The following is a 22,612-nucleotide window of genomic DNA, read 5'->3' on the forward strand; positions in this document are numbered from 1 at the left end:
GGTCAGTTCTTGCCGGCGTTCAGCTTGGCGACGATCGACCGGAAATCCTCGGTGGTGAACGACTGGTGCTCGGCCGAAAGCGCATAATCCAGGCTGGCCAGAACCGCGCGCTCCAAGTGAATGTTGAGGACCCGCTTGGTGCTCTCGACCGCCTGCTGTGGCAGCTCCAAAATCTTTTTGGCGCAGGCGATTGCCTCGGCGACGGGGTCGGCCGCCACGTGGTTGGCCAGGCCCAGTTCGACGGCGCGCTGCGCGCTGATGCGGGTGCCGGTCAGCGCGTACTCCTTGGCCAGCAGCAGGCTGATGTGCAGCGGCCACGTCAGCGGTCCGCCGTCGGCGGCCACCAGGCCCACCTGGACGTGCGGGTCGGCGAGGAAGGCGTGTTCGGCGATGTAGACGATGTCGCTCAGCGCGACCAGGCTGCAGCCGAGCCCGACGGCCGGCCCGTTGACGGCCGCCACCACGGGAATTCGGCAACGCGCCATCCCCAGCACGATCTCGCGTCCGTCCCGGATGGTCTTGGCGCGCAGGTCGGCGTCTTGGGACAGTTCCTGCAGATACGCGAAATCCCCGCCGGCCGAAAACGCCTTGCCGCTGCCGGTCAGCACCGCCGCGCGGGCCCCCGGATCGTCGGTCATTCGCTGCCACAGCCGCGCGAGTCCGACGTGCAGGTTGTCGTTGACCGCGTTGAGTTCGTCCGGACGGTTCAGGGTGACGATCCGCAACGCCCCGTCGGCGCGGACGTCGATTTCGCTCGGCATGTCGTACATTCAGACTCCCAATCCCAGGATTCGCGAGGCGATGATGTTCTTCTGTATCTGTGACGTTCCGCCCATCACGCTCTGGGCGCGACTGTAGAGATAGGCGCTGAGCAGGTCCGCATCGCGGGTGCCGGCGACCGCCAGCGCGGCGTGCCCCACCGATTGCTCGACCCAGGTCATCAGCAGCTTGTCCAGCGATCCTTCCGGGCCGTGCGAGACCCCATCCAGCTGCTCGGATAGCCGCCGCCGGACGTGGTGCGTCAGCATCTCCGACTCGACCGCCGCCCACGCGAGCTCTTCGGGAACCGGGCCTGCGTTCCGCGCGAGCATGTTTCGGACCAGCTTGCCGTACCGGGCCGCGTAGCCGAGCGTGGAGGGTTCGCGCTCGTGCCCGACGACGGTCATGGCGACGGCCCAGCCCTCACCGGGGGCACCCACCATCCGATCCGCGGGCACCGTGGCACCGTCGAAGAACACCTGCCCGAATTCGTTGGTGACGCCGTTCATCATCCGCAACGGGCGCTGTTGCACGCCAGGCTGTTTCATGTTGAGCACGAACGCCGACAGGCCGCGGTGGCGTTTGGCGTCGGGGTCGGTGCGGGCCAACAGCAGACACCAGTCCGCCACATCGGAGTAGCTGGTCCAAATCTTGTGCCCATGCACCACATAGGCGTCGCCGTCGAGGGTGGCGGTGGTGGTCAGCGATGCCAGATCTGAGCCGGCGCCGGGCTCGGAGAAACCCTGACACCAGCGCTCGGTGCCGTTGATGATGCCGGGCAGAAAGCGCTTCCGCAGCTCGTCGCTTCCGTGGCGACCGATGCCGAAAACCAGGTAGCCGACGCTGGGGCGGGGCGGCGCGCCCGCGCGCACCAGCTCCTCGTCGACGATGACGTCGTAGACGGGTGCCAATTCCTGGCCGCCGTAGTCGCGGGGCCAGGACAAGCCGAAGAAGCCGTTGTCGTAGAGGGCCCGGTGCCAGTCGGCCATGCGCTCCCAGTACTCGTCGCCGGAGCCGGAATATTCCTTGGCGTGCAACGCAAGCCACGACCGCAGGCGCTCGCGGAAGGCGGCCTCGTCGGGCGAATCACGAAAGTCCAAAATCGATCTCCTTACACGTGACGGGCCACAGTTCGATCGATGCCAGCGCGCGGCGCAGGTAGACATGGGCGATGCATTCCCAAGTGTTGCCGATGCCGCCGTGCACCTGCACCGCGGTCTCGCAGACGGTGCGGGTGGCGCGCGCGCAGTAGACCTTGGCCACCTGCGCGGCCCGGATGGCCTCGACCGGCGTGAGTTCGTCCACCGCCCACGCGGCGTGGCGCAACACGCTCACCGAACCTTCGATCAACGCCAGGCTTTCGGCCAGCAGGTGTGCGATCGCCTGGTAGGACCCGATCGTTTTGCCGTACTGTTCGCGAATTTTGGCGTAATCACACGCCACCGCGTGCGCGCCCCGCGCGATGCCGACCAGGTCCGCGGAGGTGGTGACCAGCGCGAGCGCCAGCCATCGCCCGGCCACGTCGGACGACACCTCACCCAGCGTCGTCGGTGATCCCGCGGCGTCTGCCTCGGCACGGGTCAGGTCGGTGCCGGCGCGGGTGGCCGCCACGTCGGCGGCCAGGACCGCGGTGCCGGACAGGGACAGGGCGCGCCGCGCACCCCGGGCGTCGATCACCCGGTCGTCCACCGCGACGGTCGAGCCCAAGCTTTCGGCACCGACGTGGCGCGCCAGGTCGTCGGCCAGCACGGGACCGAGGAACGGTGCGTCGACCAATCGGCGCCCGAATTCCTCGGCGACGATGGCCACTTCGACGCCGGAGGCGCCGTCGGAGCGCAGGGACCGCCACCCGGTCGTCTCAATCTGCTTGTCCAGCCGCGCGATTCGGCTCGGGTCGTCGAGATCCTGGACCGCTCCGGGCCCGAGATCGTCGGCCAGTTTGGCGGCGGCGTCGCGGAGCTGCTGCTGTTCAGCTGTCAGACGTACATCCATAAGACTCCTTCAGCACTCGGCGCAGCACCTTGCCCGAGGGCAGGCGCGGAATATCGTCCACGAACACGATGCGGCTCAGGTGTTTGTAGGACGCTAGCTTCTCGTCCACCCGGGCGGTGAGGTCGGATGGGTCGACGGGCGCGCACGCGGCGACGGCTGCGACGATCGCCTCGCCGTTGATGCCGTCGGGAACGCCGAACACCGCGCAGTCTCTGACGGCCGGATGGCCGTGTAACACCGTCTCGATCTCGGCTGGCGCGACCTGAAAGCCGCGCACCTTGATCATCTCTTTGAGGCGGTCTGTGATCCGCAGCCAACCGGCGCCGTCGAGCCAGCCGACGTCCCCCGTGCGATACCAGCCGTCGCGGATCGCCTCGGCGGTCGCCACGGCGGGCAGGTAGCCGGCCATCAACGATGTCGACCGCGCCTGGATCTCGCCGACCTCGCCCGGGCCGACGGGCTGGCCGGTCTCCAACGAGACGATCCGCAGCTTTACCCCCGGAACCGGACGCCCGACCGAGTCAAGTCGCGCCCCCTGCAACGGATTACACGCGATCACGGGCAATTCCGTGGTGCCGTAGGCGGGGACCCAACCGACGCCGGTCCTCCGGGTCACGGTCTCCGCGACGCTGGGGCTGACCGGCGTCGCTCCCCACATGATGAAGCGAAGCGACGACAGGTCGTAGGTTTCCAGCCGGCGGTGCGACGCGATGGCCAGCGCGATGGGAGCGACGGCCATCTCGACTGTGATGCGGTCCTCTTCGATCGTCTGCAGCATCCGGTCGACGTCGAATCGCGGATGCAGCCGCATCCGGGCGCCGGTCCGCAGCGCGGTGAGGATGTTGAGCAGGCCGAGGATGTGTGACGGCGGTGTGGCGACCTGAATCCGGTCGCGTCGCGTCAGCTGCAGCGCCGCGCGCCAGTGCCCCACGGCCTCCCCCAAACCCGCGTGGGTGTGGCGCACGGCCTTCGGCAGACCGGTGGTCCCGGAACTGAACACCAGCACCGCGTCGGCGTGCGGCGGCGGCGACCCGGCCGGCGGCTCCCCCGTCGGGGCCGGCTCGTCCAGGTGCAGCATCGGCATCAGGCCGGCCAGCACCGGGTGGTCGCCGACGGCGTGCGCCGGGCCGGTGATCCCCAGCGCGTGGTCCACTTCGTCGCGCCGCCACGCGGGGCTGATGAGGACCGCGCTGGCACCCAGCCGCCAGATTGCCAGCACGACGGCTACGAATTCCGGACGGTTGGACGCCATGACCGCGACGCGCTGACCTGCGATTAGACCCCTTTTCGTCAGCGTCGCGGCCAGCCCGGCGGCCATCGCGTCGAGCTGAGGCAGGCTCAATCGCCGTTCCTCGAACACGAGCGCTGGCGGTTCGGTCACGTCCCCGTTCCTTCCAGCTGTCCAATGGCTTGAGAAGACCCTATCGCTCTGTGAGAATAGTATTCTCTATACTGAAGAATGCAAATGTGGGAGGGGGCGGTCATGGTGACGGTCACCACGATCATCGAGGAGACTCCACGGGTGACAGATCCCGCACCGAACAACGGCGCCGAGCCCGGCACGGTGACGATTCACCTCGACCGCAAGAAGGTGTCGGTCCCGCTGGTCCCCGGCGAAACCTTGTTGGAAAGCGCACGGCGGGCGGGCCTGGAACCCCCGTTCAGTTGCGAGGCGGGCAACTGCGGCACGTGCATGGCACGGCTCATCGAGGGCCACGCGACCATGCGGGCCAACGACGCTCTGGAAGAGGACGAAATCGCCGAGGGCTACATTCTGACGTGCCAGGGCGTACCCGACACGGATTCGGTCACGGTGCGCTACGAGTAGTCACCAGAGAGGCGGTCGCGATGGCCAAGGGCATCATGTATGTCGAGAGCCGGCCGAGCTCGCCCGATCGCGAGCAGGAGTACAACACCTGGTACGACAAGGTTCATCTGCCTGAGCTTTTGGCGCTCGACGGAATCGTCGGGGCACGCCGGCTGCGGCCGGTTGACGGGCAGGGCCCGTATGTCGCCATCTACGAACTCGAGGGCGACGACCTGCAGGCCATCTTGGACAACATGATTGCCAACGCGGGTCAGCTGCACATGTCCGATGCCCTGCAGTTGGACCCGGCACCGGTCCCGCGGCTGCTGGAAACGACCGTCGAGTGCGGGCCCTGACGGTGAACGTCGACTTGTTGGGTGAAATCTAGCGATTTGGCGCAACGACTCGACGTTCGGCGGCTTAGTCAGCCAGCTCCGGGGGTGGCCGGTAGTCGGGTTCGTAGCCCGAAACATGGATCGGGCTGCCGACCAGCCGGAAATCGCCTGCCGTCACAACCACTTCCGGCGTCGCTTTGAGTGCCTCGGACAGCGTCCTGACGGCGGCGGCCGGAACCCCCAGCGGACGAAGCCGCCGCTCCCAGCCGGCGGCGGTGTCGGTGGCAAGCATCGACGTGACGACGCCGAGTACTTCATCCCGCCGGGCCACCCGCTCGGCCATGGTCTCGAATCCACCGATGCCCGCTTCCGTGGCGAAGGATTTCCAGAAGCCGTCGTGTGTGATGAACAGTGCGAGATATCCGTCGGCGGTCGGAAATAGCTGCGCCGGAACGTAATACGAATGCGCCCCGTGGGGCCGGCGCTGGGGCTCGACGCCGTTGTTGAGGTAGGCGGAGGCGTGGTAGTTGAGCTGCGACAGCATCACGTCGCGCAGCGACACGTCCACCTGCCCCCCGGTGCCGGAGATGATCTTGGCCAAAAGTCCTAACGCGGCACACATTCCGGTGGAGTTGTCGGCCGACGAGTAGCCGGGCAGCGTCGGAGGGCCATCCGGGTCGCCGGTCAGCGCGGCGATGCCGACGCCCGCCTGCACCACGTAGTCGAAGGCCGGATCGTCGCCGCCGTTGAGGCCGAACCCGGTGATCGCGACACAGACGATCCGCTCGTTGTGCCGACGTAGCGCGTCGTAGGTGAGCCCGAGGCGCCGGATGGCCGACGGCTTGAGGTTCACCAGCAGGGCGTGCGACTCGGCGACCAGCTCGCCAAGCCGTTGCTGTCCCGCATCGGAATTCAGGTCGAGGCAGACGCTGGACTTGTTGCGATTGATGCTGGCGAAGTAGCTGGCCCCGACACCGCGGGAGATCTCCCCGCCGCGCGGCTCGATCTTGATGACTTCGGCGCCGAGGTCGGCCAGCAGCATGGTCGCGTACGGACCGGCCAGCATGGTGCCGACCTCGAGGATGCGTATCCCCGCCAGGGGCCCGGCGCTGTCCGTCAACGCAACTCCGCCGCGAGCGAGGCCAGCATCTCCCGTGTGCGCCGCTTGGAGGCGACGAGTTCGTCCCGGTTGTCGCCGATGGGCAGCAGGCGCACCGACAGGTCGGTCACCCCGGCGTCGGCGAAGCGGCGCATCCGGGCCAGGATCGCCTCCGAATCGCCCGCCGCGCACAGATCGCCGACGTCGCGGGCGTCGCCACGATCGAGCAGGCGCTGGTAGTTGGGCGACACCTCGGCCTCGCCGAGGATGCGGTTGGCCCGCTGCTTGGCCTCGTCGACTTGTCCAGGCGCACAAAGGCATACGGGGATGCCCGCGACGATACGCGGCGCCGGCCGACCGGCATCCGCGGCGGCCTTGGTGATCTTCGGCGCGATGTGCTCGCCGATGGCGCGCTCGTCGGCCATCCACAGCACGGTGCCGTCGGCGAGTTCGCCGGCAATCTGCAGCATCACCGGCCCCAGCGCGGCGACCAGCACCGGCATCGGGGTGTCGGCACCGATCGCCGTCGGGTTGTGCACCGTGAACGAATCGTTCTCGACATCGACCGGTCCGGGGCCGGCGACGGCGGCGTTGAGCACCTGCAGGTAGTCGCGGGTGTACGCGGCCGGCTTCTCGTACGGCAACCCGAGCATGTCCCGAATGATCCAGTGGTGCGACGGCCCGACACCCAACGCCAACCGTCCCCCGGCCACCGCATGCGTCGAGAGCGCCTGGCGGGCAAGGGCAATCGGATGCTGGGCCTGCAACGGCACCACCGCGGTGCCGAGCTCGATGCGGGAACTGTGCGCGGCCATCAGCGACACCATGGTCAGGCAGTCGAAGTCGTTGGGCACCTGCGGCATCCACGCGGTGTCCAGCCCGGCGGATTCGGCCCATTCGATATCCGAGACCAGTTTTTCCACCTTGCGGGCCATATCGCCACGCTCGGCCCCGATCATCACTCCGACGCGCACTGTTCCTCCACAACGGGTTCGGGGGTTCCGGTCAGCGCGCGGATCTCGCGCACCAGCACGTCGAGCGCCGTCCCGGTCGGGAATACCGCTGCGGCTCCGGCAGATAGCAGTTTGGGCACGTCGGCGTGCGGGATGGTTCCCCCGACGACGACGGCGATGTCGGCGGCGTCCGCGGCGCGCAGCGCCTCGACAGTGCGCGCGGTGAGCGCCAGATGCGCACCGGACAGGATGCTCAGGCCAACCACGGCGACGTCTTCCTGGACGGCGATCGACGCGATGTCCTCGATGCGCTGACGAATGCCGGTGTAGATGACCTCGAATCCGGCGTCGCGCAGCGTGCGGGCGACGATCTTCGCGCCGCGGTCGTGCCCATCGAGGCCGGGCTTGGCAACCAGAATCCGCGCGGCCATCAGAACACCACCGGTTGCTGGAATTCGCCCCACACCGCTTTGAGCGCGGAGACCATCTCCCCGACGGTGCAGTAGGCGTTGGCGCAGTCGATCAGCTTGTGCATGAGGTTGTCGGTCCCCGCGGCGGCCTGCGACAGGGCCGTCAGGCTGGATGTTACTGCGGCCGAATCCCTTTCGGCCTTCACCTTGGACAGCCGTTTGAGCTGCAGATCACGTCCTTCGGCGTCGAGCTCGTAGGTGACGACGTCGTGTTCCGGCTCCTCGGTCACGAACCGGTTCACCCCCACGACCGGGCGGGTGCCGGATTCGACGTCCTGATGCATCTTGAAGGCCTCGTCGGCGATCAGGCCCTGCAGGTAACCGTCCTCGATCGCCTGGACCATTCCGCCGTGCCGCTCGAGGTCGGACATGATCTCGACGATGCGCGCCTCGGTGGCGTCGGTGAGCGCCTCGACGAAGTATGAACCGCCCAGCGGATCCGCGACGCTGGCGACTCCCGTTTCGTGGGCCAGGATCTGCTGGGTGCGCAACGCCAGCGTGGTGGTTTCCTCGGTGGGCAGGGCGAAGGGCTCATCCCAGGCCGCGGTGAACATCGACTGGACACCGCCCAGCACCGCGGCCATCGCCTCGTAGGCCACCCGGACGATGTTGTTGTGGGCCTGCGGCGCGTACAGCGACGCGCCACCGCAGACGCAGCCGAAGCGGAACATCGCCGCCTTGTCCGTCGTCGCCCCGTAGCGCTCCCGCACGATCGTCGCCCAACGACGCCGTCCCGCACGGTATTTGGCGATCTCCTCGAAGAAGTCGCCGTGGGTGTAGAAGAAGAACGAGATCTGCGGCGCGAACTGGTCGATCGTCATGCGACCGCGCTGCACCACCGTGTCGCAGTAGGTCACGCCGTCGGCCAGGGTGAACGCCATCTCCTGCACGGCGTTTGCCCCGGCGTCGCGGAAATGCGCGCCGGCCACCGAGATCGCGTTGAACCTGGGGACCTCGGCCGCGCAGAACTCGATGGTGTCGGCGATCAGCCGCAGCGACGGCTCCGGCGGCCAGATCCAGGTTCCGCGCGACGCGTACTCCTTGAGGATGTCGTTCTGGATGGTCCCGGTGAGCTTCGCCCGCGGTATCCCCTTCTTCTCGGCGGCGGCGACGTAGAACGCCAACAGGATCGCCGCCGTTCCGTTGATGGTCATGCTCGTGCTGAGCTTGTCCAGCGGGATGCCGTCGAACAGGATCTCGAAGTCGGCCAGGGTGTCCACGGCGACGCCGACCCGGCCGACCTCCTCGCCGAACTCGGGGTCGTCGGAGTCGTAGCCGCACTGGGTGGGCAGGTCGAGCGCCACGGACAGCCCGGTCCCGCCCTGCTCGAGCAGGTAGCGGTAACGGCGATTGGATTCCTCGGCGGTGCCGAATCCCGAGTATTGCCGGAAGGTCCAGAGCTTGCCGCGATAGCCGGACGCGAAGTTGCCCCGGGTGAAGGGGAACTCCCCCGGCTGCGGAGGCTCCGCGGTCACGTCCGCCGGCCCGTAGACGGGCTGCAGCGGGATGCCAGACGGAGTGTGGGCCGTATTATCCATCGATGAATAACGTACTTGCAAAAAAAGAGAATGCCAATACCACACGGCTGACCTGGGCAAATAACTTCAATTCGGGCGGGTTGCGGCCGTGGTTGACGGCCGCGCCCTAAGCTCCTGGTCGCAAGGGCCGAGACGACGGAGGTCGACATGACCGTTTCCAGACCATCGGCAGCGGACATCGAAGCCGCGGCCAATCACTTCGGCTTCCATCTCGACGCCGACGCCCAACGTAGCTACCTGGAGGTTGTGCGCCACACGTTGAGGTCTTATGACGTGATCGACGAGCTGTACGACGAGCTCGCACGCCCGACAGTTCCGGACCGGGCCTATCGGTTCCCGGAACCCGGCGACAACCCCCTCGGCGCCTGGTATGTCACCACCGAAATTGCCACTGGCGCCGAAGGGCCGCTGAGCAGCCGGGCCGTGGCGATCAAAGACAACATCGCGGTGGCCGGCATTCCGATGATGAATGGATCACGCGCGGTGGAGGGCTTTGTCCCCAGCCGCGATGCGACCGTCGTCGAGCGGCTGCTTGCCGCCGGAGCGACGATCGTCGGCAAGAGCGTCTGTGAGGATCTATGCGCGTCCGGGTCCAGCTTTACCTCGGCCTCCGGCCCGGTACGCAACCCATGGGACACCACGCGCGAAACCGGAGGGTCATCCAGCGGCAGCGGCGCATTGGTCGCCGCCGGTGAGGTCGAGCTGGCGCTCGGCGGCGACCAGGGCGGATCGATCCGGATCCCGGCGTCGCTGTGCGGCATTGTCGGACACAAGCCAACGCACGGGCTGATCCCCTACACGGGAGCTTTCCCGATCGAGCGGACGATGGATCACCTCGGCCCGATGACGCGGACCGTCGCTGACGCCGCGCTGCTGCTCACCGTGCTCGCCGGACCCGACGGCCAAGACCCGCGCCAGCCGTCCGAGATCGCCGCGGTCGACTATCGGGCAGCCCTCACCGGCGACGTGGCCGGCATGCGAGTGGGCGTTGTCACCGAAGGCTTCGGGCAACCCGGCTCGCTACCCGAAGCGGACGACCTGATCCGGTCGGCGGCCGAGCGGTTCACCGAGATCGGTTGCACCGTAGCCGAAATCAGTGTGCCGTGGCACCGCCACGCCCTACATCTGTTCGCCGTCCTCTTTACCGACGGCGCTAGCTATCAGATGTTGGATGGCAATGGCTATGGGCTCGGCGCCGGCGGCCTGTACGACCCAGAACTCATCGCGCACTTCGCAAGACAGCGAGTCGTCAAGGCCGACGAGCTCTCCAGCATCATCAAGGCGACGGCACTATGCGGCCACTTTGGCTTGAAAGTGCTCGGCGGCGCCAGCTACGCCAAAGCACGCAACCTGGTGCCGCAGCTGCGCGCCGCCTACGACGCGGCGCTCACGCAATACGACGTACTGCTCATGCCGACCGTGCCCGCCACCGCCAACCGCCTCCCGGCCGGCAGCCCGCAAGAACTCGCACTGCTCGAACGCATGGTCGGTAAGGCAACAAACACCGCACCCATCGACATCACCGGCCATCCGGCGATCTCGGTACCCGCCGGCCTGCTCGATGGCCTGCCCGTTGGGATGATGATCGTGGGCAAGCCATTTGACGACGCCACGGTCCTGAAGGTCGCCGATGCCTTCGAATCTCTTTACGGGGGTTTCCCCGCGGCCCCGAACCCGACAGCGTAAAGGTTATGCGCGGCAGAGGATTTCGCCGTGCGGCATCGACAGCCAGCCATCCGGGGCCGCGGCCCAGGCCCGCCACGCAGCGGAGATCTCCTCGAGCTGCGCTGCGGTGGCCAGACCCGACGCCAGCAATTCCCGACCCACGTCCGAGTGCATGATCCGGTCGGCCCACATCCCGCCCCACCAGTCGCGGGTGTCGGCGGTCGCGTAGCACCAGACGCTGCCCGACGGCGTGACGTCGTCGAAGCCGGCCTGAAGCGCCCACGACAGCAGGCGCCGGCCGGCGTCGGGTTCGCTGCCGTTGGCGCGGTGCGCCTTTCGATAGAGATCGAGCCACAAATCCAGCTCGGGAAGCTGCGGGAACCAGATGAAGCCGGCGTAGTCGGCGTCCCGCGCCGCGACGATTCCACCCGGCCGGCACACTCGCCGCATCTCCCGCAGCGCCCGCACCGGATCGGCGACGTGCTGCAACACCTGATGGGCGTGCACGACGTCGAACGCGTCGTCGGGAAAGTCGAGGTTGTGCACGTCCGCCGTCGCGAACGTGACGTTCGACAGGCCGCGCCCCTCGATTTCGGCGCGGGCCACGTCCAGGACGTCGACGACCTGATCGACGGCCACCACCGCTGCGGGGGCAACCCGCTCGGCGAGGTCGGCGGTGATCGTGCCGGGGCCGCATCCGATGTCCAGCACGGTCAACGCCGGCCTCAGGTGAGGCAGCAGGTACGCGGCCGAGTCTTCCGCGGTGCGTCGCCGATGGCTCCGCAGCACCGACTCGTGATGCCCGTGCGTGTAGCGGGCCCGGGGTTCGTCGTCCATGCGCAAAGCCTAACCGGTCCGGACCACATTATGAAATTTTCGTCTCACTATACGAGACACCCTAATCGACGGGAACGTTGAGGATCGGGCGGTCGACCGCCGCACCCGGACCGTCGAAGTGCCACCACTCCCCGGAGTAGGGGGCCAGCCCGCCGTACTGCATGGCGTCCCGCAAGCGGGCCCGATTCGCCTGTTCGTCGGCGCTGACACCCTGGGTCGCGTAAGCCGTTGCGCGCGAGGAGAAGTCGTCGAAGTCGGTGCCCATGTCCGCCAGGCACAAACCGTCGACCTGCCGCTCGGGCGGGCACTGCTGCTGCACGCTGGTGAACGTCACATCAACCGAAAGCCCGGACTCGTGGCTGTGCGCATACGCGCCCGGGCGCGCCACCCACGCCGGGTTGGGCACGGCGTTGAACAACTTGACCTGCACGTCGTGCGGCCGGTAGCAGTCCCAGAACACCAGCACATGGCCCTGCGGGCGCAGCGCCGTCGCGGCCGTCGCCAGCCTGGGGGCAATGGACTGGTGCACCAGGCACCGGGCGTCGGAGGGATACAACTGCGTGTGGGTGAAGTTGTTGGTCGTCGCGTAGCGCAGGTCGATGATGGCGTCGGGCACCACACTGCGGACGTCGACGAAACCGGCCGCGCGCGCCGCGTCGCTGACCGGGGGCACGTCAGGATTGGCCTGCGCGGGTGCGGCACCGGCGACCAAAGCAAGGGCTACCCCGAGCACAACCGTCAGACGCATTTGCTCATTCTCGCGGTTCACCGGCTCGGATCACGCTCAATCCGCGGCGATGTCGCCGTCGACGTAGCGCTGCAGGTTGGGCGCCATCGCGGCGACGACCTCGTCCTCGGGCATCGAGGCGATCGGCTCGATCTTCCAGACGTAGCGCAACAACGCGAACCCGATCAGCTGGCTGGCGATCAGGCCGCTGCGGCGCAGCCGCTCGTCCTCGTCGTCCCCGAGGGTGGATCCGCCGATCAGGCCGCGCTCCACGATCAGCCGCAGCTTTTCGCGGGTCTTGGCCTCGTGGGCGGCGGTCAGCACCACCGCGCGCAGCGCGGCGCCGATGTCCTCGTCGGCCCAGATGTCCAGCACATTGCGGATCAGTCGCTCGCCCAGTTCGGACTTCGGCGTGGCCCACGTCGCGGTGACCGAATCGAGCCACTTCTGCGGCGGCGCGGTGGCGGCGTCGAGCAGCCCCTCCTTGGAGCCGAAGTAGTGGTAGATCAGCGCCGGGTCGACGTCCGCGGCGCGGGCGACCGCACGGATCGCCGTGCCGGCCCAGCCGTGTTCGGCGAATTCCGCGCGGGCCGCGGAGACGATGCGCGCCGCCAGCACGCCGCGCCCGTCGCGCGGACCCGGGGTGATCGATCGTCTTGCCACGGTCACACCATACCGTGAAATTTCATCTTGCGTTGAGACTAGTTTCAACGTAGTGTGAAACTATGAGCACGATGCTGAACGGCCCGCAGACCACCGGCCGGCAATACCGCAACCTCAGCGAGCCGCAACACGCGAAGCGCAGCGACATCAACACCGCGATCGCCATGCGTGACGGCACAAGGCTTTTGGCCGACGTACATCGGCCCGACTCCGACGGCCGCTTCCCGGCGCTGCTCGCCGCGTCGCCCTATCCGCGGCAGATGCAGGACCTGGGCGCCCCGGCCGGCTTCATCGAGGCCGGCGTGACGGACTTCTGGGTGCCGCGCGGCTATGTGCACGTCATCGCCAACCTGCGCGGCACCTGCGGTTCGGGCGGCACCTTCAGCTTCTTCGACGCGCAGGAACGCCGGGACGTGTACGACCTCGTCGAGTGGGTCGCGGCCCAGCCCTGGTGCGACGGGAACGTCGGCATGATCGGCATCAGCTACTTCGCGATGACCCAGCTCGAAGCGGCCGTGGAGCGGCCGCCGCACCTCAAGGCGATCTTCCCGCTCGCCGTCACCGCCGATCTTTACGACGGTGCCAACCACCACGGCCTGCTCAGTTCGTCGTTCGTCACGCCGTTCCTCGCGATGATGGGCCTGACCTCCGAGCGCAGCGACAGGCTCTGGCGCAGCAAGCCGGTCCGCCTGGCCCGCCGGGTGCTGAAAAGCCAACGCGTGCACAAGAAGTTCGAGACCGCCAACGGCGAGGCGGCGGTGACCATGCTCCGCCAACTTCTTCGGCTGCCGCACAATCCGCACCCGTGGGACGAGTTGTGGCAAGAGGCCGTCCTCAAACACCCGACCCGCGACGAGTGGTGGGAGCAGCGAAACCTGTTGCCGCTATTGAAGGAAATCGACATACCGGTCTACCTCGGGTGCGACTGGGAGAACGTGCCGCTGCACCTTCCCTCGACCTTCACCACGTGGAATGGCTTGTCGGACAACGCTTGCGTTCGGATGGGCATGCTGGGCAAGTACGGGCTGACATGGCCGTGGGAGAGCATGCACACCGAGGCGCTGGCCTGGTACGACCATTGGCTGAAGGGCCGCGACACCGGTATCACCGACGGGCCACCGATCCGGTACTTCCTACCCGGCGCCGACGAGTGGCGCACCGCCGACTCGTGGCCGCCGTCGCAAGCCCCGCATCGGGAACTCGCCCTTCGCGTCGACGGCACCCTGGGCGAGGGCGAAGGTGAGCCGGGCGGTCGCGAATTCATGGTCCTGGGCGGCGGGCTGGGCCGGGCCAGGCCCAGCGCAATCGATCCGCCGTCGGCGCTGACCTGGACGAGCGAACCGCTCGGCGAGGACGTCGACGTGGTCGGCGACATCGAGCTGCGGCTGGTCGCCTCGGCGACGGCGATCGATACCGCCTGGATGGCGACGCTGCAGGACGTGGCGCCCGGCGGCGAGGCCACCGCTGTGACGGCGGGCTGGCTGCGGGCCAGCATGCGCGAGGTCGACGACGCGGCCAGCCGCCCCGGCGCGCCAGTGTTGCCGTGCCGCACCGCGCAGGGGGTGCCGCTGGGCGAGAACGTCGAGTATCGAATCCCGTTGGTGCCCAACGCCCGACGGTTTCGGGCCGGCCACCGGATACGCCTGATCCTCACCAGCGACGACCAGGACCCGTCGGCGCCGGTGATCATGAACTTCCGCCACGCCAGCGTCGGCACCAGCAGCCTGAACACGGTTCGTTCGTCGTCGCGGCTGCTGATCCCGGTGCTCGGCTAACCATTGATGAACCGCGATCCGTGATCTATCGTCCCGGGTAGCCGATCGGCTAGTCTGCGGCCGCGGCTCGGAGGAGCGAACACGATGGCCGGTCTCGGCGTGGGCGTCATGCACAACACGATCAATTCGCGCTTCGGCCCGAAGCCGCTGATCCACGCCGACTACCTGACCGGGCTCGCCTGCGGGGCCGACTCGTTCTGGGTGGCCGACCACCTCAGTTCGGCGTGGCCGCCGTCGATGTGGAACACCAGGCACGTGGGCGCCGCCCGGGTGATCCCCAAGATCGACGCTCACCTCGAGCCGTGGACGATGCTCGGCTACCTGGCCGGCCGCAACCGGCTCGGCCGGATGCGCCTCGGGGTGGCCGTGACCGACGCCGGCAGGCGCAATCCGGCGGTCACCGCACAGGCCGTGGCGTCGTTGCACCTGTTGACGCGGGGCCGGGCGGTGCTGGGCATCGGAACCGGCGAGCGGGAAAGCAACGCACCCTACGGCGTCGACTGGTCCAAGCCGGTGGCCCGCTTCGAGGAGGCGGTGGCCACCATCCGGGCGCTGTGGAACTCCAACGGCGAGTTGGTCACCCGCGACTCGCCGTTCTTCCCGTTGCACAACGCGACTTTCGCGCTGCCCCCGTACAAGGGCAAGTGGCCGCAGATCTGGATCGCCGCGCACGGGCCGCGCACGATGCGCGCCACGGGGCGATACGCCGACGGGTGGTTCCCCGGCACGACGCGTGCGACCGAATATGGCGAGCAGCTCGGGATCGTTCGGGCCGCGGCGTCGGATGCGGGACGCGACCCGATGGCGATCACCCCGGCGCTCATCCGCTTCATTGTGACCGGCCGGTCCCGCGGCGAGGTTGACGAAGTAGTGAATTCCGATATCGCCAAGGTGTTTACGCTCAACTGCCCCGCCAAGGACTGGGCCCGCCACGGCGCGGAACACCCGATGGGCGCCGACTTCGCCGGCGTGCAGGACCTCATTCCGCAGTTGATCGACGAGGATACGGCGCTGTCCTATGCGGCTAAGGCCCCGCGATCGCTCGTCGAGGAGTTGTTCGCGGTGGGCACGCCCGACGAGGTCGTCGAACAGATCGCGGAGTTCCGCGACAACGGCATGCGGTATCTCGTGGTGGGCAACGCCGGCGCGATCCAACCGAGCCTGCGCAAGAGCGCGTCCGCGAGCGCGCCCTACATCAAGGTCGTGCGCGGCCTGCGGAAACTCTGAGCGAGGAGATGGTCTTGCGATGCCGATGATCGATCTGACGTTCGTGCGTGGCTCGGTGGACGACGACGCGCTGGGGCGGCTGGCCGACGAGCTGGTGACCGCGCTGCTGCGCGCGGAACGCGCCCCGGACACACCGTTTCTGCGGGACAACACGTGGGTGTACCTGCGCCCGGTGGAGGCCGGCGAGCTTTCGGTCGGCGGCCGCGGCCCGGGCGCGCCCCGCTTCCGGGTTGACCTGACCGTGTTCGAAGGGGCGCTGGATCGGCACCGCAAGGAACAACTCGCGGCCGACGTGCACGGTGCGGTGTGCACCGCGGCGGGAATCGAGCCGCAGGGCCCGCGCGCATTTCACGTTTGGACGCTGATCCACGAGGTCCCCGAGGGCAATTGGGCCGGCGGCGGCAAGGTCATCTACTACCAACAGGTGAAAGGCCTTGTGGCTGAGGACATGCCCGACGAACGCCTGGCCTGAACGCCCGCCCAACCCGCCGGACCGCTTTATGCTGGCGTAGGAGGGAGGGGCCGATGGCGTCCGTGTTCGCGCAGCCGCAGCTGATGGCGCAGACGGCCGCCGAGGTGTCGGCGATTGGTTCGACACTCGACGGCGCCGGGGCGGCCGCGGCGGGCAGGACAACCGGCGTGGTGGCGGCGGCCGCCGATGAGGTGTCCGAGGCGGTTGCGAGCCTATTCACCGCGTACGGCCGGGAGTGGCAGGCGCTGATCGGGCGGGCGGCGGCGTTCCACAGTGAGTTCGCCCGGGCGCTGTCCGCGGCCGGCGACGCTTACGCGAGCACCGAGGCCGCCGGTGTGGCGGCGCTCGCCGCGACCGGCGGCACGACCAGCGCGACGGACCCGCCGGTGACATTCGTGCTGGGCGGCAGCGGAATGCCTTTCCCTCCGCCGGATTTCGTGGCCAACGTAGTCAGCAAGTACGTCGCACCCAATTTCCCCGTCGGCCTGGTGCAGGCACTGTTCATGCCGGCGGGCGAATACCCGGATAGCGGCATCAAAGACTTGATGCAAAACATTTCGATAGCCCGGGGCGTCACGGCCCTGAACAACGCGATCCAACAGCAACTCACCGCCGGAAACACCGTGAACGTTCTGGGCTATTCGCAGGGCGCCAACATCGCCGCGCTGGAAATGCAATTGTTGGACCCCGCCGGCACGCCGAGCAATCTACCGATAAACTTTGTGCTGCTTGGCAATTCGATGAATCCCAACGGCGGCTGGGACGCGCGCTTCCCGGATTTGAGCTTGCCGACGTTGGGCTTTTCTACCCTTGGCCCAATGCCGACGAATGACTTCGCGACCAAGGTCTACACGCTCGAATACGACGGCTGGGCCGACTTCCCGCAATACCCGATCGATATCTTCGCCGACCTGAATGCCGTGGCGGGAATGGTGACCGTGCATGGAGGCTATGAGAACCTCACTCCCACGCAGATCAATTCGGCGGTGGTATTGCCGACCCAGGGTCCGACGACCACCACCTTCTACATGATTCCGACCCAGAACCTGCCGCTGCTGGATCCGGTGCGGTACATCCCCTATGTCGGCAACCCGATCGCGGATTTGGTCCAGCCGGTGTTGAGGCCTCTGGTCAACTGGGGCTACGGCGATCCAAATTTCGGCTGGTCCACCGGGCCGGCCGACGTGCCGACCCCGTTCGGATTCTTACCGCCGCTCAGCGACACGGCGGCGCTGGGGCCGGCCCTGGTCAGTGGGCTTCATCAGGGCGTCGGGGCCGCGATCGGCGACCTTTCTGCCGAAGGCCCCCCGCAGCTGCCGTCGCTGCACGACCTATCGCAGGCGCTCACATCATTCTCATCGGCGCCCGGCACACCGGCCCCGCCCACCGGGCAGCCCTCGATAACCGACCTCATCTCGGGCTTGGAGGCCGCGAACACGCAGATCGTCGGCGCCGCGACGACGGCGTTCTCGACGGCCTACTCGACGCTGCTTCCGTCGGCGGACATCACCACCGCCGTGCTCGTCTCGTTGCCGTCCTACGACTTGAACCTGTTCTTGAACGGGGTAACCCAGATGGTCAACGGTCAGCCCCTCACCGGGCTCGTCAACGCGATCGGCTCCCCGATCGCCGCCGATGTCGGATTGTTGCCGATGCTAGGCGGTTTGGAAGTTGCCGTCCTCGGGGAGGCCGCGTATTCGATCGTCACCGGGACGCCGTACGGGAGTTTCTGATTGGTGGCCAGGGGCGGGATCGAACCGCCGACCTTCCGCTTTTCAGGCGGACGCTCGTACCGACTGAGCTACCTGGCCGGAAGGCATTGAGTGCCTCGCCGTGTTGGCGACCCTGACGGGACTCGAACCCGCGACCTCCGCCGTGACAGGGCGGCGCGCTAACCAACTGCGCCACAGGGCCTCGCTGTTGCTCCGCGTCTCCGCGTCGCGTACCCCCAACGGGATTCGAACCCGTGCTACCGCCGTGAAAGGGCGGCGTCCTAGGCCACTAGACGATGGGGGCCAGAACCGAATCACTTCGGGGGCACTCGCAACGCAGTTACCGTTGGGAGCCACGTCAGCTTAGGTCACCGCAGGCCCAATCCTCAAACGAGCGGCGTCCGAGCCCCGCCGGCAACCCAGTATCCTGAACGTTCGCGCCCCTATAGCTCAGTTGGTAGAGCTACGGACTTTTAATCCGCAGGTCCTAGGTTCGAGTCCTAGTGGGGGCACTGACCAGCGCTTATTGCCCGACAGATGCCCGACGGCGCCACGGCCGAGTCTGCGAGCTCCTGGCCCCACGGGCGCGCGGCAGGCCCCGGTTTCACCGTCGAACGCCTTGACTATGCTCGGCAAGATGAGTGTCGATGCGGCCTACCCAAACGCGCCAGTAGCCCTGGTAACCATGGAAATCCGTCACCCAGCAACGGATTCCCTCACCGAATCATCGAGCGCGGAGCTGAGGCGCCTGCTCGCGGACCTGTTGCCCATCGAACGCCAGGCGCAAGACGTCGCCTGGGCGATGGGCGCCGGCGGGCAACCGCAACCGGCCGCCGAGCGCTTCGTCCGTTACGTCAACCGCGACAACACGCTCGCCGCCTCGATGAAGACCCAGGCGGTCGTGATCGAAACCACCGCCTACAGCAACTTCGAGACGCTGGTCGACCTGGTGATGCGGGTCATCGACGCCCGCGCGCAGTTCTCGCCGATCGTCGGGGTGGAACGCCTCGGCCTGCGCTACGTCCTCGAGATCCGCGTCCCGCAGGGTGTGGATGGCCGCATCGAATGGAGCAACTGGATCGCCGAGCCGCTGCTCGGACCGCAGCGCATCGCGCCCGCCGGGCTGACCCTGACGGAATGGCAGGGTGCGGCGGTCTACCGGGAGGCGCAGCCGGGCAAGTCCATGATCGTGCGCTACGGCCCGGGCGTGGGTCAGGCGCTGGACGCGAGCTACCACCTGCGCCGGACCATGCCGGCCCAACAGGGACCGTTCTTCCTGATGGACATCGACAGCTTCTGGACTCCGCTCGGCTCGATCCCCGAGTACGACCGCAACACCGTGCTGGCGACCTTCCAGGACCTGTACGACCCGGCCCGCACCGTGTTCCAGGAGATGCTCACCGACCGCCTGAAGGACGACCTGCTCAGCCGGTAAGCGTCGCGCGGGTGTAAGTCACGTCGGCGAAGGCTTCGGCGAGTTCGTCGTCGGGATAGACGAAGCCGTTGGCGGCGTGCAACTCGCTGACGGTTTGCGACGACGTCCGCCAGCCGCGCTGCTGCAGATGGTCGAGTATGTGGCTGCGGTGACCGTGATAGACGAGATCGTTGAAGTCGATCTCGAACCCGAGTTCGCTCATCCGGTCGTGGTGTGCGCGCCACCGCTCGTCGGCGAAAATGGCTGTGTCGGGCACGAATTCGAAAGCCAGGCGGCTGTCGGGGGCGCTCAACGCGGTGATGTTGTCGAACAGCGCGTCCTGGGCCTCGTCGGGCAGGTACACCAATAGGCCTTCGGCGCTCCAGGCCGCGGGAGCCTTCGGGTCGAAGTCGGCGCCCCGCAGCGCCGCGGCCCAGTCGTCACGCAGGTCGATCGCGACGGTGCGCCGCTCGGCAGTCGGCTCGGCGCCGAGGTCGCGCAGCGTCAGCGTCTTGAACTCGATCACCTCCGGCATGTCGATCTCATAGACCACGGTGCCCGCAGGCCACGGCAGTCGGTACGCGCGCGCGTCGAGCCCCGACGCCAGGATGACGACCTGGTTGATGCCGCTTTGCGCGGCGTCGAGGAAGAACTGGTCGTAGAAGCTGGTGCGGCAGGCCATCCCGCGCGCCATGCGCTGTGGGTCGAACTCGGATTCGGCGCCGACCGGGATCTCGCCGTTGACCAACCGGACATAGACGTCGATGCCGACGGCGCGCACCAACGGCGCCGCGTACGGATCGTCGATCAACTTCTCGTCGGTCGACAGCGCCCGCTGGGCGGCGACCATGGTGGCCGTGGCCCCGACGCTCGTCGCAAGGTCCCAACGATCACGATCGGTCCGCGCCATGGTGTTTCCTCATCCCAGCCGAAAAACATAGACAATCTAGTTACTATCACAGCGCCGCTCACCCATCCGCGCGGGACTACCCTGCGACCTGTGACGGACTTCGCCCAGCGGACGATCGACCTGGCCCGCCAGAACGTCGCCGAGGGCGGTCGCCCGTTCGCCACGGTCATCGTCAACGACGGCGAGATCCTGGCCGAGAGCGCCAACAGGGTCGCCCAGACCAACGATCCGACCGCGCACGCGGAGATACTGGCCATCCGCGAGGCGTGCATGCGACTCGGCACCGAGCACCTCGTCGACAGCACCATCTACGTGCTGGCCCACCCGTGCCCGATGTGCCTGGGCTCGCTGTATTACTGCTCGCCCAGGGAAGTCGTGTTCCTCACCACGCGCGAGGCTTACGGGCAGTACTACCTGGATGACCGCAAGTACTTCGAGCTCGCCACGTTCTACGACGAGTTCGCCAAGGCCTGGGACCACCGTCGGCTGCCGATGCGCTACCAACCCGAGGAAGCGGCGGTGGACGTCTACCGGTTCTGGAACGAATGCAACGGCGGCCGGCGCCAAGCCACGGTCGTTCCGCCGGGATGAAGCGGCTACTATCTGCGTATGCATGCAGATAGTAGCGAAGGCCGCCTGCCCGACGACCAGGCCGGCCTCGTCGTCGAGGTGTTCCGGATGCTCGCCGACGCCACCCGCGTACAAGTGCTGTGGTCGCTGACCAATCGCGAGATGTCGGTCAACGAACTCGCCGAGCACGTGGGCAAGCCCGCGCCGTCGGTGTCCCAGCACCTGGCCAAGCTGCGGATGGCGCGGCTGGTCCAGACGCGCCGCGAGGGAACCACCATCTTTTACAGCCTGGAGAACGACCACGTTCGCCAGCTCGTCATCGACGCGGTGCGCAACGCGGAGCACGCCGGCCCCGGTGTTCCCCTCCATCACCGAGCCGAGGGCGGGCTGAAGGCGGTGTCCAACGGCCCTAAACGACAACCTATTTCACACCCGAAAGGTAAACGATGACCGAACAGCACAGCCACGATGCACCGCACGCGCACGAGCACCGCCATGCCGACGGCGCTCACTCACACGCGCACACCACGCACGACCACGACCACGTCACGCACGAGCACGCGCACACCCACGACGACGGAACCGAGCACACTCACACGCACGTGCACCAGTGCGACCTCGAAGGCGCGCACGGCCACGCGCACGAGTAGCGGAAGCTAGGAGACCCTCGGACAGTAGTGCTTCGGGTTGTCGCGCTCATCCAGCGGCGGCAGGTTGCGCGCCGGCGTCTGCACCAGGGGTGTGTCGTGCGGAATACGCCCGGTCACGCGATCCCAGCCCGCGCGCGCCCGCGGGTGTTTGCGGTATCGCGTTGGTACGCAGGCAAAGACGAGGCGGACGAGATCGCCGAACCGGCGGTGCAGCCATTCGTCGCGGCGCGACCACCGGTAGCCCATCAGCTCGCGCACGGGCGGATCGTAGAGACCGACGGTGAGCCACACGAAGAACGGGGCCATCAGTTTGCGCTGCGCGGCCCACGCCGCGTCCGGAAGCCATTGGGCGAACGGTGGTTTGGCCAGATCGGTCAGGTCGAGGACCGCGCGCGCGGCGTAGTTGTTCTCTAACACGTTGCGACACATGTGCTCCCAGTACTCCTGGAACTCTTCCCAGGATGCCGGCACCGGCCGCATGCTCATGCCGTACATGCGATACCACTCGACATGCTCGTCGAAGAGCTGGCGCCGCTGCGCTTCGGTCAGCCCGCCGCAAAACCGCTCTGCCACATGGATGGTGCCGACGAAGAAGGTGGCGTGCGCCCAGTAGAAGACATCCGGGTTCAGCGCGTGGTAGCGCCGGCCCTGTTCGTCGACCCCCTTGATGTCGGTGTGATAGTCGCGCACCTCGGCGCCGGTGCCCGGGGCACGGTCGCCGTCGAACACGACGCCACCAATCGGATACAGCGAGCGCAGCAACCGCGGCCAGCGCTCCCGGAAGAACGTCGAATGGTCGATGACCGCCGCGCCGAGCTGCGGGTGCATGTTCTGCATGGATCCCGCCCACGGACCCTGCAGCATGCCGCGCCAGTCGCCGAAGTACCGCCAGGTCAACGAATCGGGCCCGAGGGGGCTCGGCGGCGTGGCGTAGCCCAGCGGTGACACCGGGCACCCACCGGCGACACCATCGGAGGCGCCGCTGTTCAGCGGGCGGGCCGCGGACGTATGTTGAGTCACTATTGGATCCCCGTAAG

24 protein-coding genes and 4 tRNA genes are annotated in these 22,612 nt (G+C 67.6%); 12 read left to right on the forward strand and 16 right to left on the reverse strand.

What is annotated here, in order from left to right; all coding sequences use genetic code 11:
- Window positions 1–2 precede the first annotated feature (2 nt).
- The 4 genes from AC5Y5E_RS14290 to AC5Y5E_RS14305 are packed head-to-tail and all read right to left on the reverse strand — an operon-like array spanning window position 3 to window position 4,132.
- Window positions 3–770 (reverse strand): enoyl-CoA hydratase/isomerase family protein, encoded by a 768-nt coding sequence (locus tag AC5Y5E_RS14290; protein WP_499903627.1) that lies wholly within the window; start codon window positions 768–770, stop codon window positions 3–5.
- Window positions 771–1,859: an acyl-CoA dehydrogenase family protein gene (locus AC5Y5E_RS14295; protein WP_499903628.1), complete on the reverse strand. Its 1,089-nt coding sequence runs from the start codon at window positions 1,857–1,859 to the stop codon at window positions 771–773.
- Entirely contained in the window at window positions 1,846–2,751 is a 906-nt protein-coding gene (locus AC5Y5E_RS14300; RefSeq protein ID WP_499903629.1) for an acyl-CoA dehydrogenase family protein, read from the reverse strand. Before AC5Y5E_RS14300 ends, AC5Y5E_RS14295 begins: the two co-directional genes overlap by 14 nt.
- Window positions 2,729–4,132 carry a class I adenylate-forming enzyme family protein gene (locus AC5Y5E_RS14305; protein WP_499903630.1) on the reverse strand — a complete coding sequence of 468 codons (1,404 nt, stop codon included), beginning with the start codon at window positions 4,130–4,132 and terminating at the stop codon, window positions 2,729–2,731. The genes AC5Y5E_RS14300 and AC5Y5E_RS14305 overlap by 23 nt, the downstream gene beginning before the upstream one ends.
- 105 nt (window positions 4,133–4,237) lie before the next feature.
- On the opposite strand from AC5Y5E_RS14305, the gene AC5Y5E_RS14310 reads away from it, so the two are divergent.
- Both AC5Y5E_RS14310 and AC5Y5E_RS14315 read left to right on the forward strand, forming a co-directional pair.
- Window positions 4,238–4,579, forward strand: coding sequence for a 2Fe-2S iron-sulfur cluster-binding protein (locus AC5Y5E_RS14310; protein ID WP_499903934.1), 342 nt, complete (start codon window positions 4,238–4,240; stop codon window positions 4,577–4,579).
- 20 nt (window positions 4,580–4,599) lie between these two features.
- A complete protein-coding gene (locus tag AC5Y5E_RS14315; protein ID WP_499903631.1) occupies window positions 4,600–4,914 on the forward strand; it encodes a hypothetical protein in 315 nt (104 codons plus the stop codon).
- A 64-nt stretch (window positions 4,915–4,978) separates the two neighbouring features.
- On the opposite strand, the gene AC5Y5E_RS14320 is transcribed toward AC5Y5E_RS14315, so the two are convergent.
- Genes AC5Y5E_RS14320 through AC5Y5E_RS14335 form a run of 4 tightly spaced genes read right to left on the reverse strand, consistent with a single transcriptional unit; the run spans window position 4,979 to window position 8,953 of the window.
- Window positions 4,979–5,959, reverse strand: a complete 981-nt coding sequence (locus AC5Y5E_RS14320; protein WP_499903935.1) for a CaiB/BaiF CoA transferase family protein — start codon at window positions 5,957–5,959, stop codon at window positions 4,979–4,981.
- Between the two features lie 50 nt (window positions 5,960–6,009).
- Window positions 6,010–6,966, reverse strand: coding sequence for an LLM class F420-dependent oxidoreductase (locus tag AC5Y5E_RS14325; protein WP_499903632.1), 957 nt, complete (start codon window positions 6,964–6,966; stop codon window positions 6,010–6,012).
- Entirely contained in the window at window positions 6,951–7,376 is a 426-nt protein-coding gene (locus AC5Y5E_RS14330; RefSeq protein WP_499903633.1) for a cobalamin-dependent protein, read from the reverse strand. The genes AC5Y5E_RS14325 and AC5Y5E_RS14330 overlap by 16 nt, the downstream gene beginning before the upstream one ends.
- Window positions 7,376–8,953: a methylmalonyl-CoA mutase family protein gene (locus AC5Y5E_RS14335; protein WP_499903634.1), complete on the reverse strand. Its 1,578-nt coding sequence runs from the start codon at window positions 8,951–8,953 to the stop codon at window positions 7,376–7,378. The genes AC5Y5E_RS14330 and AC5Y5E_RS14335 overlap by 1 nt, the downstream gene beginning before the upstream one ends.
- A gap of 147 nt (window positions 8,954–9,100) precedes the next feature.
- Between AC5Y5E_RS14335 and AC5Y5E_RS14340 the strand changes: the two genes are divergently transcribed.
- Window positions 9,101–10,639, forward strand: coding sequence for an amidase (locus AC5Y5E_RS14340; protein ID WP_499903635.1), 1,539 nt, complete (start codon window positions 9,101–9,103; stop codon window positions 10,637–10,639).
- A 3-nt stretch (window positions 10,640–10,642) separates the two neighbouring features.
- Here AC5Y5E_RS14340 and AC5Y5E_RS14345 read toward each other — a convergent pair whose 3' ends face one another.
- The 3 genes from AC5Y5E_RS14345 to AC5Y5E_RS14355 form a co-directional block, all read right to left on the reverse strand.
- A complete protein-coding gene (locus AC5Y5E_RS14345) occupies window positions 10,643–11,455 on the reverse strand; it encodes a class I SAM-dependent methyltransferase (RefSeq protein WP_499903636.1) in 813 nt (270 codons plus the stop codon).
- A gap of 61 nt (window positions 11,456–11,516) precedes the next feature.
- Window positions 11,517–12,203: a M15 family metallopeptidase gene (locus tag AC5Y5E_RS14350; RefSeq protein ID WP_499903637.1), complete on the reverse strand. Its 687-nt coding sequence runs from the start codon at window positions 12,201–12,203 to the stop codon at window positions 11,517–11,519.
- 36 nt (window positions 12,204–12,239) lie between these two features.
- The gene (locus AC5Y5E_RS14355; RefSeq protein WP_499903936.1) at window positions 12,240–12,830 is read right to left on the reverse strand and encodes a TetR/AcrR family transcriptional regulator; all 591 of its coding nucleotides are present in this window, start codon (window positions 12,828–12,830) and stop codon (window positions 12,240–12,242) included.
- Window positions 12,831–12,907: 77 nt separating this feature from the next.
- Between AC5Y5E_RS14355 and AC5Y5E_RS14360 the strand changes: the two genes are divergently transcribed.
- The 4 genes from AC5Y5E_RS14360 to AC5Y5E_RS14375 all read left to right on the forward strand — a co-directional run bounded on the left by AC5Y5E_RS14360 (window position 12,908) and on the right by AC5Y5E_RS14375 (window position 18,052).
- Entirely contained in the window at window positions 12,908–14,620 is a 1,713-nt protein-coding gene (locus AC5Y5E_RS14360; RefSeq protein WP_499903638.1) for a CocE/NonD family hydrolase, read from the forward strand.
- Between the two features lie 84 nt (window positions 14,621–14,704).
- Window positions 14,705–15,847, forward strand: coding sequence for an LLM class flavin-dependent oxidoreductase (locus AC5Y5E_RS14365; RefSeq protein WP_499903639.1), 1,143 nt, complete (start codon window positions 14,705–14,707; stop codon window positions 15,845–15,847).
- Between the two features lie 19 nt (window positions 15,848–15,866).
- Complete coding sequence (locus AC5Y5E_RS14370) at window positions 15,867–16,319, forward strand: tautomerase family protein (protein WP_499903640.1); 453 nt, start codon at window positions 15,867–15,869, stop codon at window positions 16,317–16,319.
- A gap of 53 nt (window positions 16,320–16,372) precedes the next feature.
- Window positions 16,373–18,052 (forward strand): PE family protein, encoded by a 1,680-nt coding sequence (locus AC5Y5E_RS14375; protein WP_499903641.1) that lies wholly within the window; start codon window positions 16,373–16,375, stop codon window positions 18,050–18,052.
- A 1-nt stretch (window position 18,053) separates the two neighbouring features.
- Here the strand turns inward: AC5Y5E_RS14375 and AC5Y5E_RS14380 are convergent.
- The 3 genes from AC5Y5E_RS14380 to AC5Y5E_RS14390 all read right to left on the reverse strand — a co-directional run bounded on the left by AC5Y5E_RS14380 (window position 18,054) and on the right by AC5Y5E_RS14390 (window position 18,335).
- Window positions 18,054–18,130: transfer RNA gene (locus tag AC5Y5E_RS14380), tRNA-Phe, on the reverse strand.
- A 26-nt stretch (window positions 18,131–18,156) separates the two neighbouring features.
- Window positions 18,157–18,233, reverse strand: a tRNA-Asp gene (locus tag AC5Y5E_RS14385).
- Between the two features lie 29 nt (window positions 18,234–18,262).
- Window positions 18,263–18,335 (reverse strand) — tRNA-Glu (locus AC5Y5E_RS14390).
- 135 nt (window positions 18,336–18,470) lie between these two features.
- On the opposite strand from AC5Y5E_RS14390, the gene AC5Y5E_RS14395 reads away from it, so the two are divergent.
- Together AC5Y5E_RS14395 and AC5Y5E_RS14400 are read left to right on the forward strand one after the other, a co-directional pair.
- Window positions 18,471–18,543: transfer RNA gene (locus tag AC5Y5E_RS14395), tRNA-Lys, on the forward strand.
- 125 nt (window positions 18,544–18,668) lie between these two features.
- Window positions 18,669–19,466: a TIGR04255 family protein gene (locus tag AC5Y5E_RS14400; protein WP_499903642.1), complete on the forward strand. Its 798-nt coding sequence runs from the start codon at window positions 18,669–18,671 to the stop codon at window positions 19,464–19,466.
- On the opposite strand, the gene AC5Y5E_RS14405 is transcribed toward AC5Y5E_RS14400, so the two are convergent.
- Entirely contained in the window at window positions 19,456–20,355 is a 900-nt protein-coding gene (locus tag AC5Y5E_RS14405) for an SAM-dependent methyltransferase (RefSeq protein ID WP_499903643.1), read from the reverse strand. The genes AC5Y5E_RS14400 and AC5Y5E_RS14405 overlap by 11 nt on opposite strands.
- 90 nt (window positions 20,356–20,445) lie before the next feature.
- Here AC5Y5E_RS14405 and AC5Y5E_RS14410 point away from each other — a divergent pair, with 90 nt between their 5' ends.
- Genes AC5Y5E_RS14410 through AC5Y5E_RS14420 form a run of 3 tightly spaced genes read left to right on the forward strand, consistent with a single transcriptional unit; the run spans window position 20,446 to window position 21,575 of the window.
- On the forward strand, window positions 20,446–20,946 hold the full coding sequence (locus tag AC5Y5E_RS14410; RefSeq protein ID WP_499903644.1) for a nucleoside deaminase: 501 nt from the start codon (window positions 20,446–20,448) through the stop codon (window positions 20,944–20,946).
- Between the two features lie 18 nt (window positions 20,947–20,964).
- The gene (locus AC5Y5E_RS14415; RefSeq protein ID WP_499903645.1) at window positions 20,965–21,375 is read left to right on the forward strand and encodes an ArsR/SmtB family transcription factor; all 411 of its coding nucleotides are present in this window, start codon (window positions 20,965–20,967) and stop codon (window positions 21,373–21,375) included.
- Entirely contained in the window at window positions 21,372–21,575 is a 204-nt protein-coding gene (locus tag AC5Y5E_RS14420; RefSeq protein ID WP_499903646.1) for a zinc transporter Slc39a7, read from the forward strand. Before AC5Y5E_RS14415 ends, AC5Y5E_RS14420 begins: the two co-directional genes overlap by 4 nt.
- A gap of 6 nt (window positions 21,576–21,581) precedes the next feature.
- On the opposite strand, the gene AC5Y5E_RS14425 is transcribed toward AC5Y5E_RS14420, so the two are convergent.
- The gene (locus AC5Y5E_RS14425) at window positions 21,582–22,595 is read right to left on the reverse strand and encodes an oxygenase MpaB family protein (RefSeq protein WP_499903647.1); all 1,014 of its coding nucleotides are present in this window, start codon (window positions 22,593–22,595) and stop codon (window positions 21,582–21,584) included.
- Between the last annotated feature and the right edge of the window lie 17 nt (window positions 22,596–22,612).

Source organism: Mycobacterium sp. NGS54, from assembly GCF_059812465.1.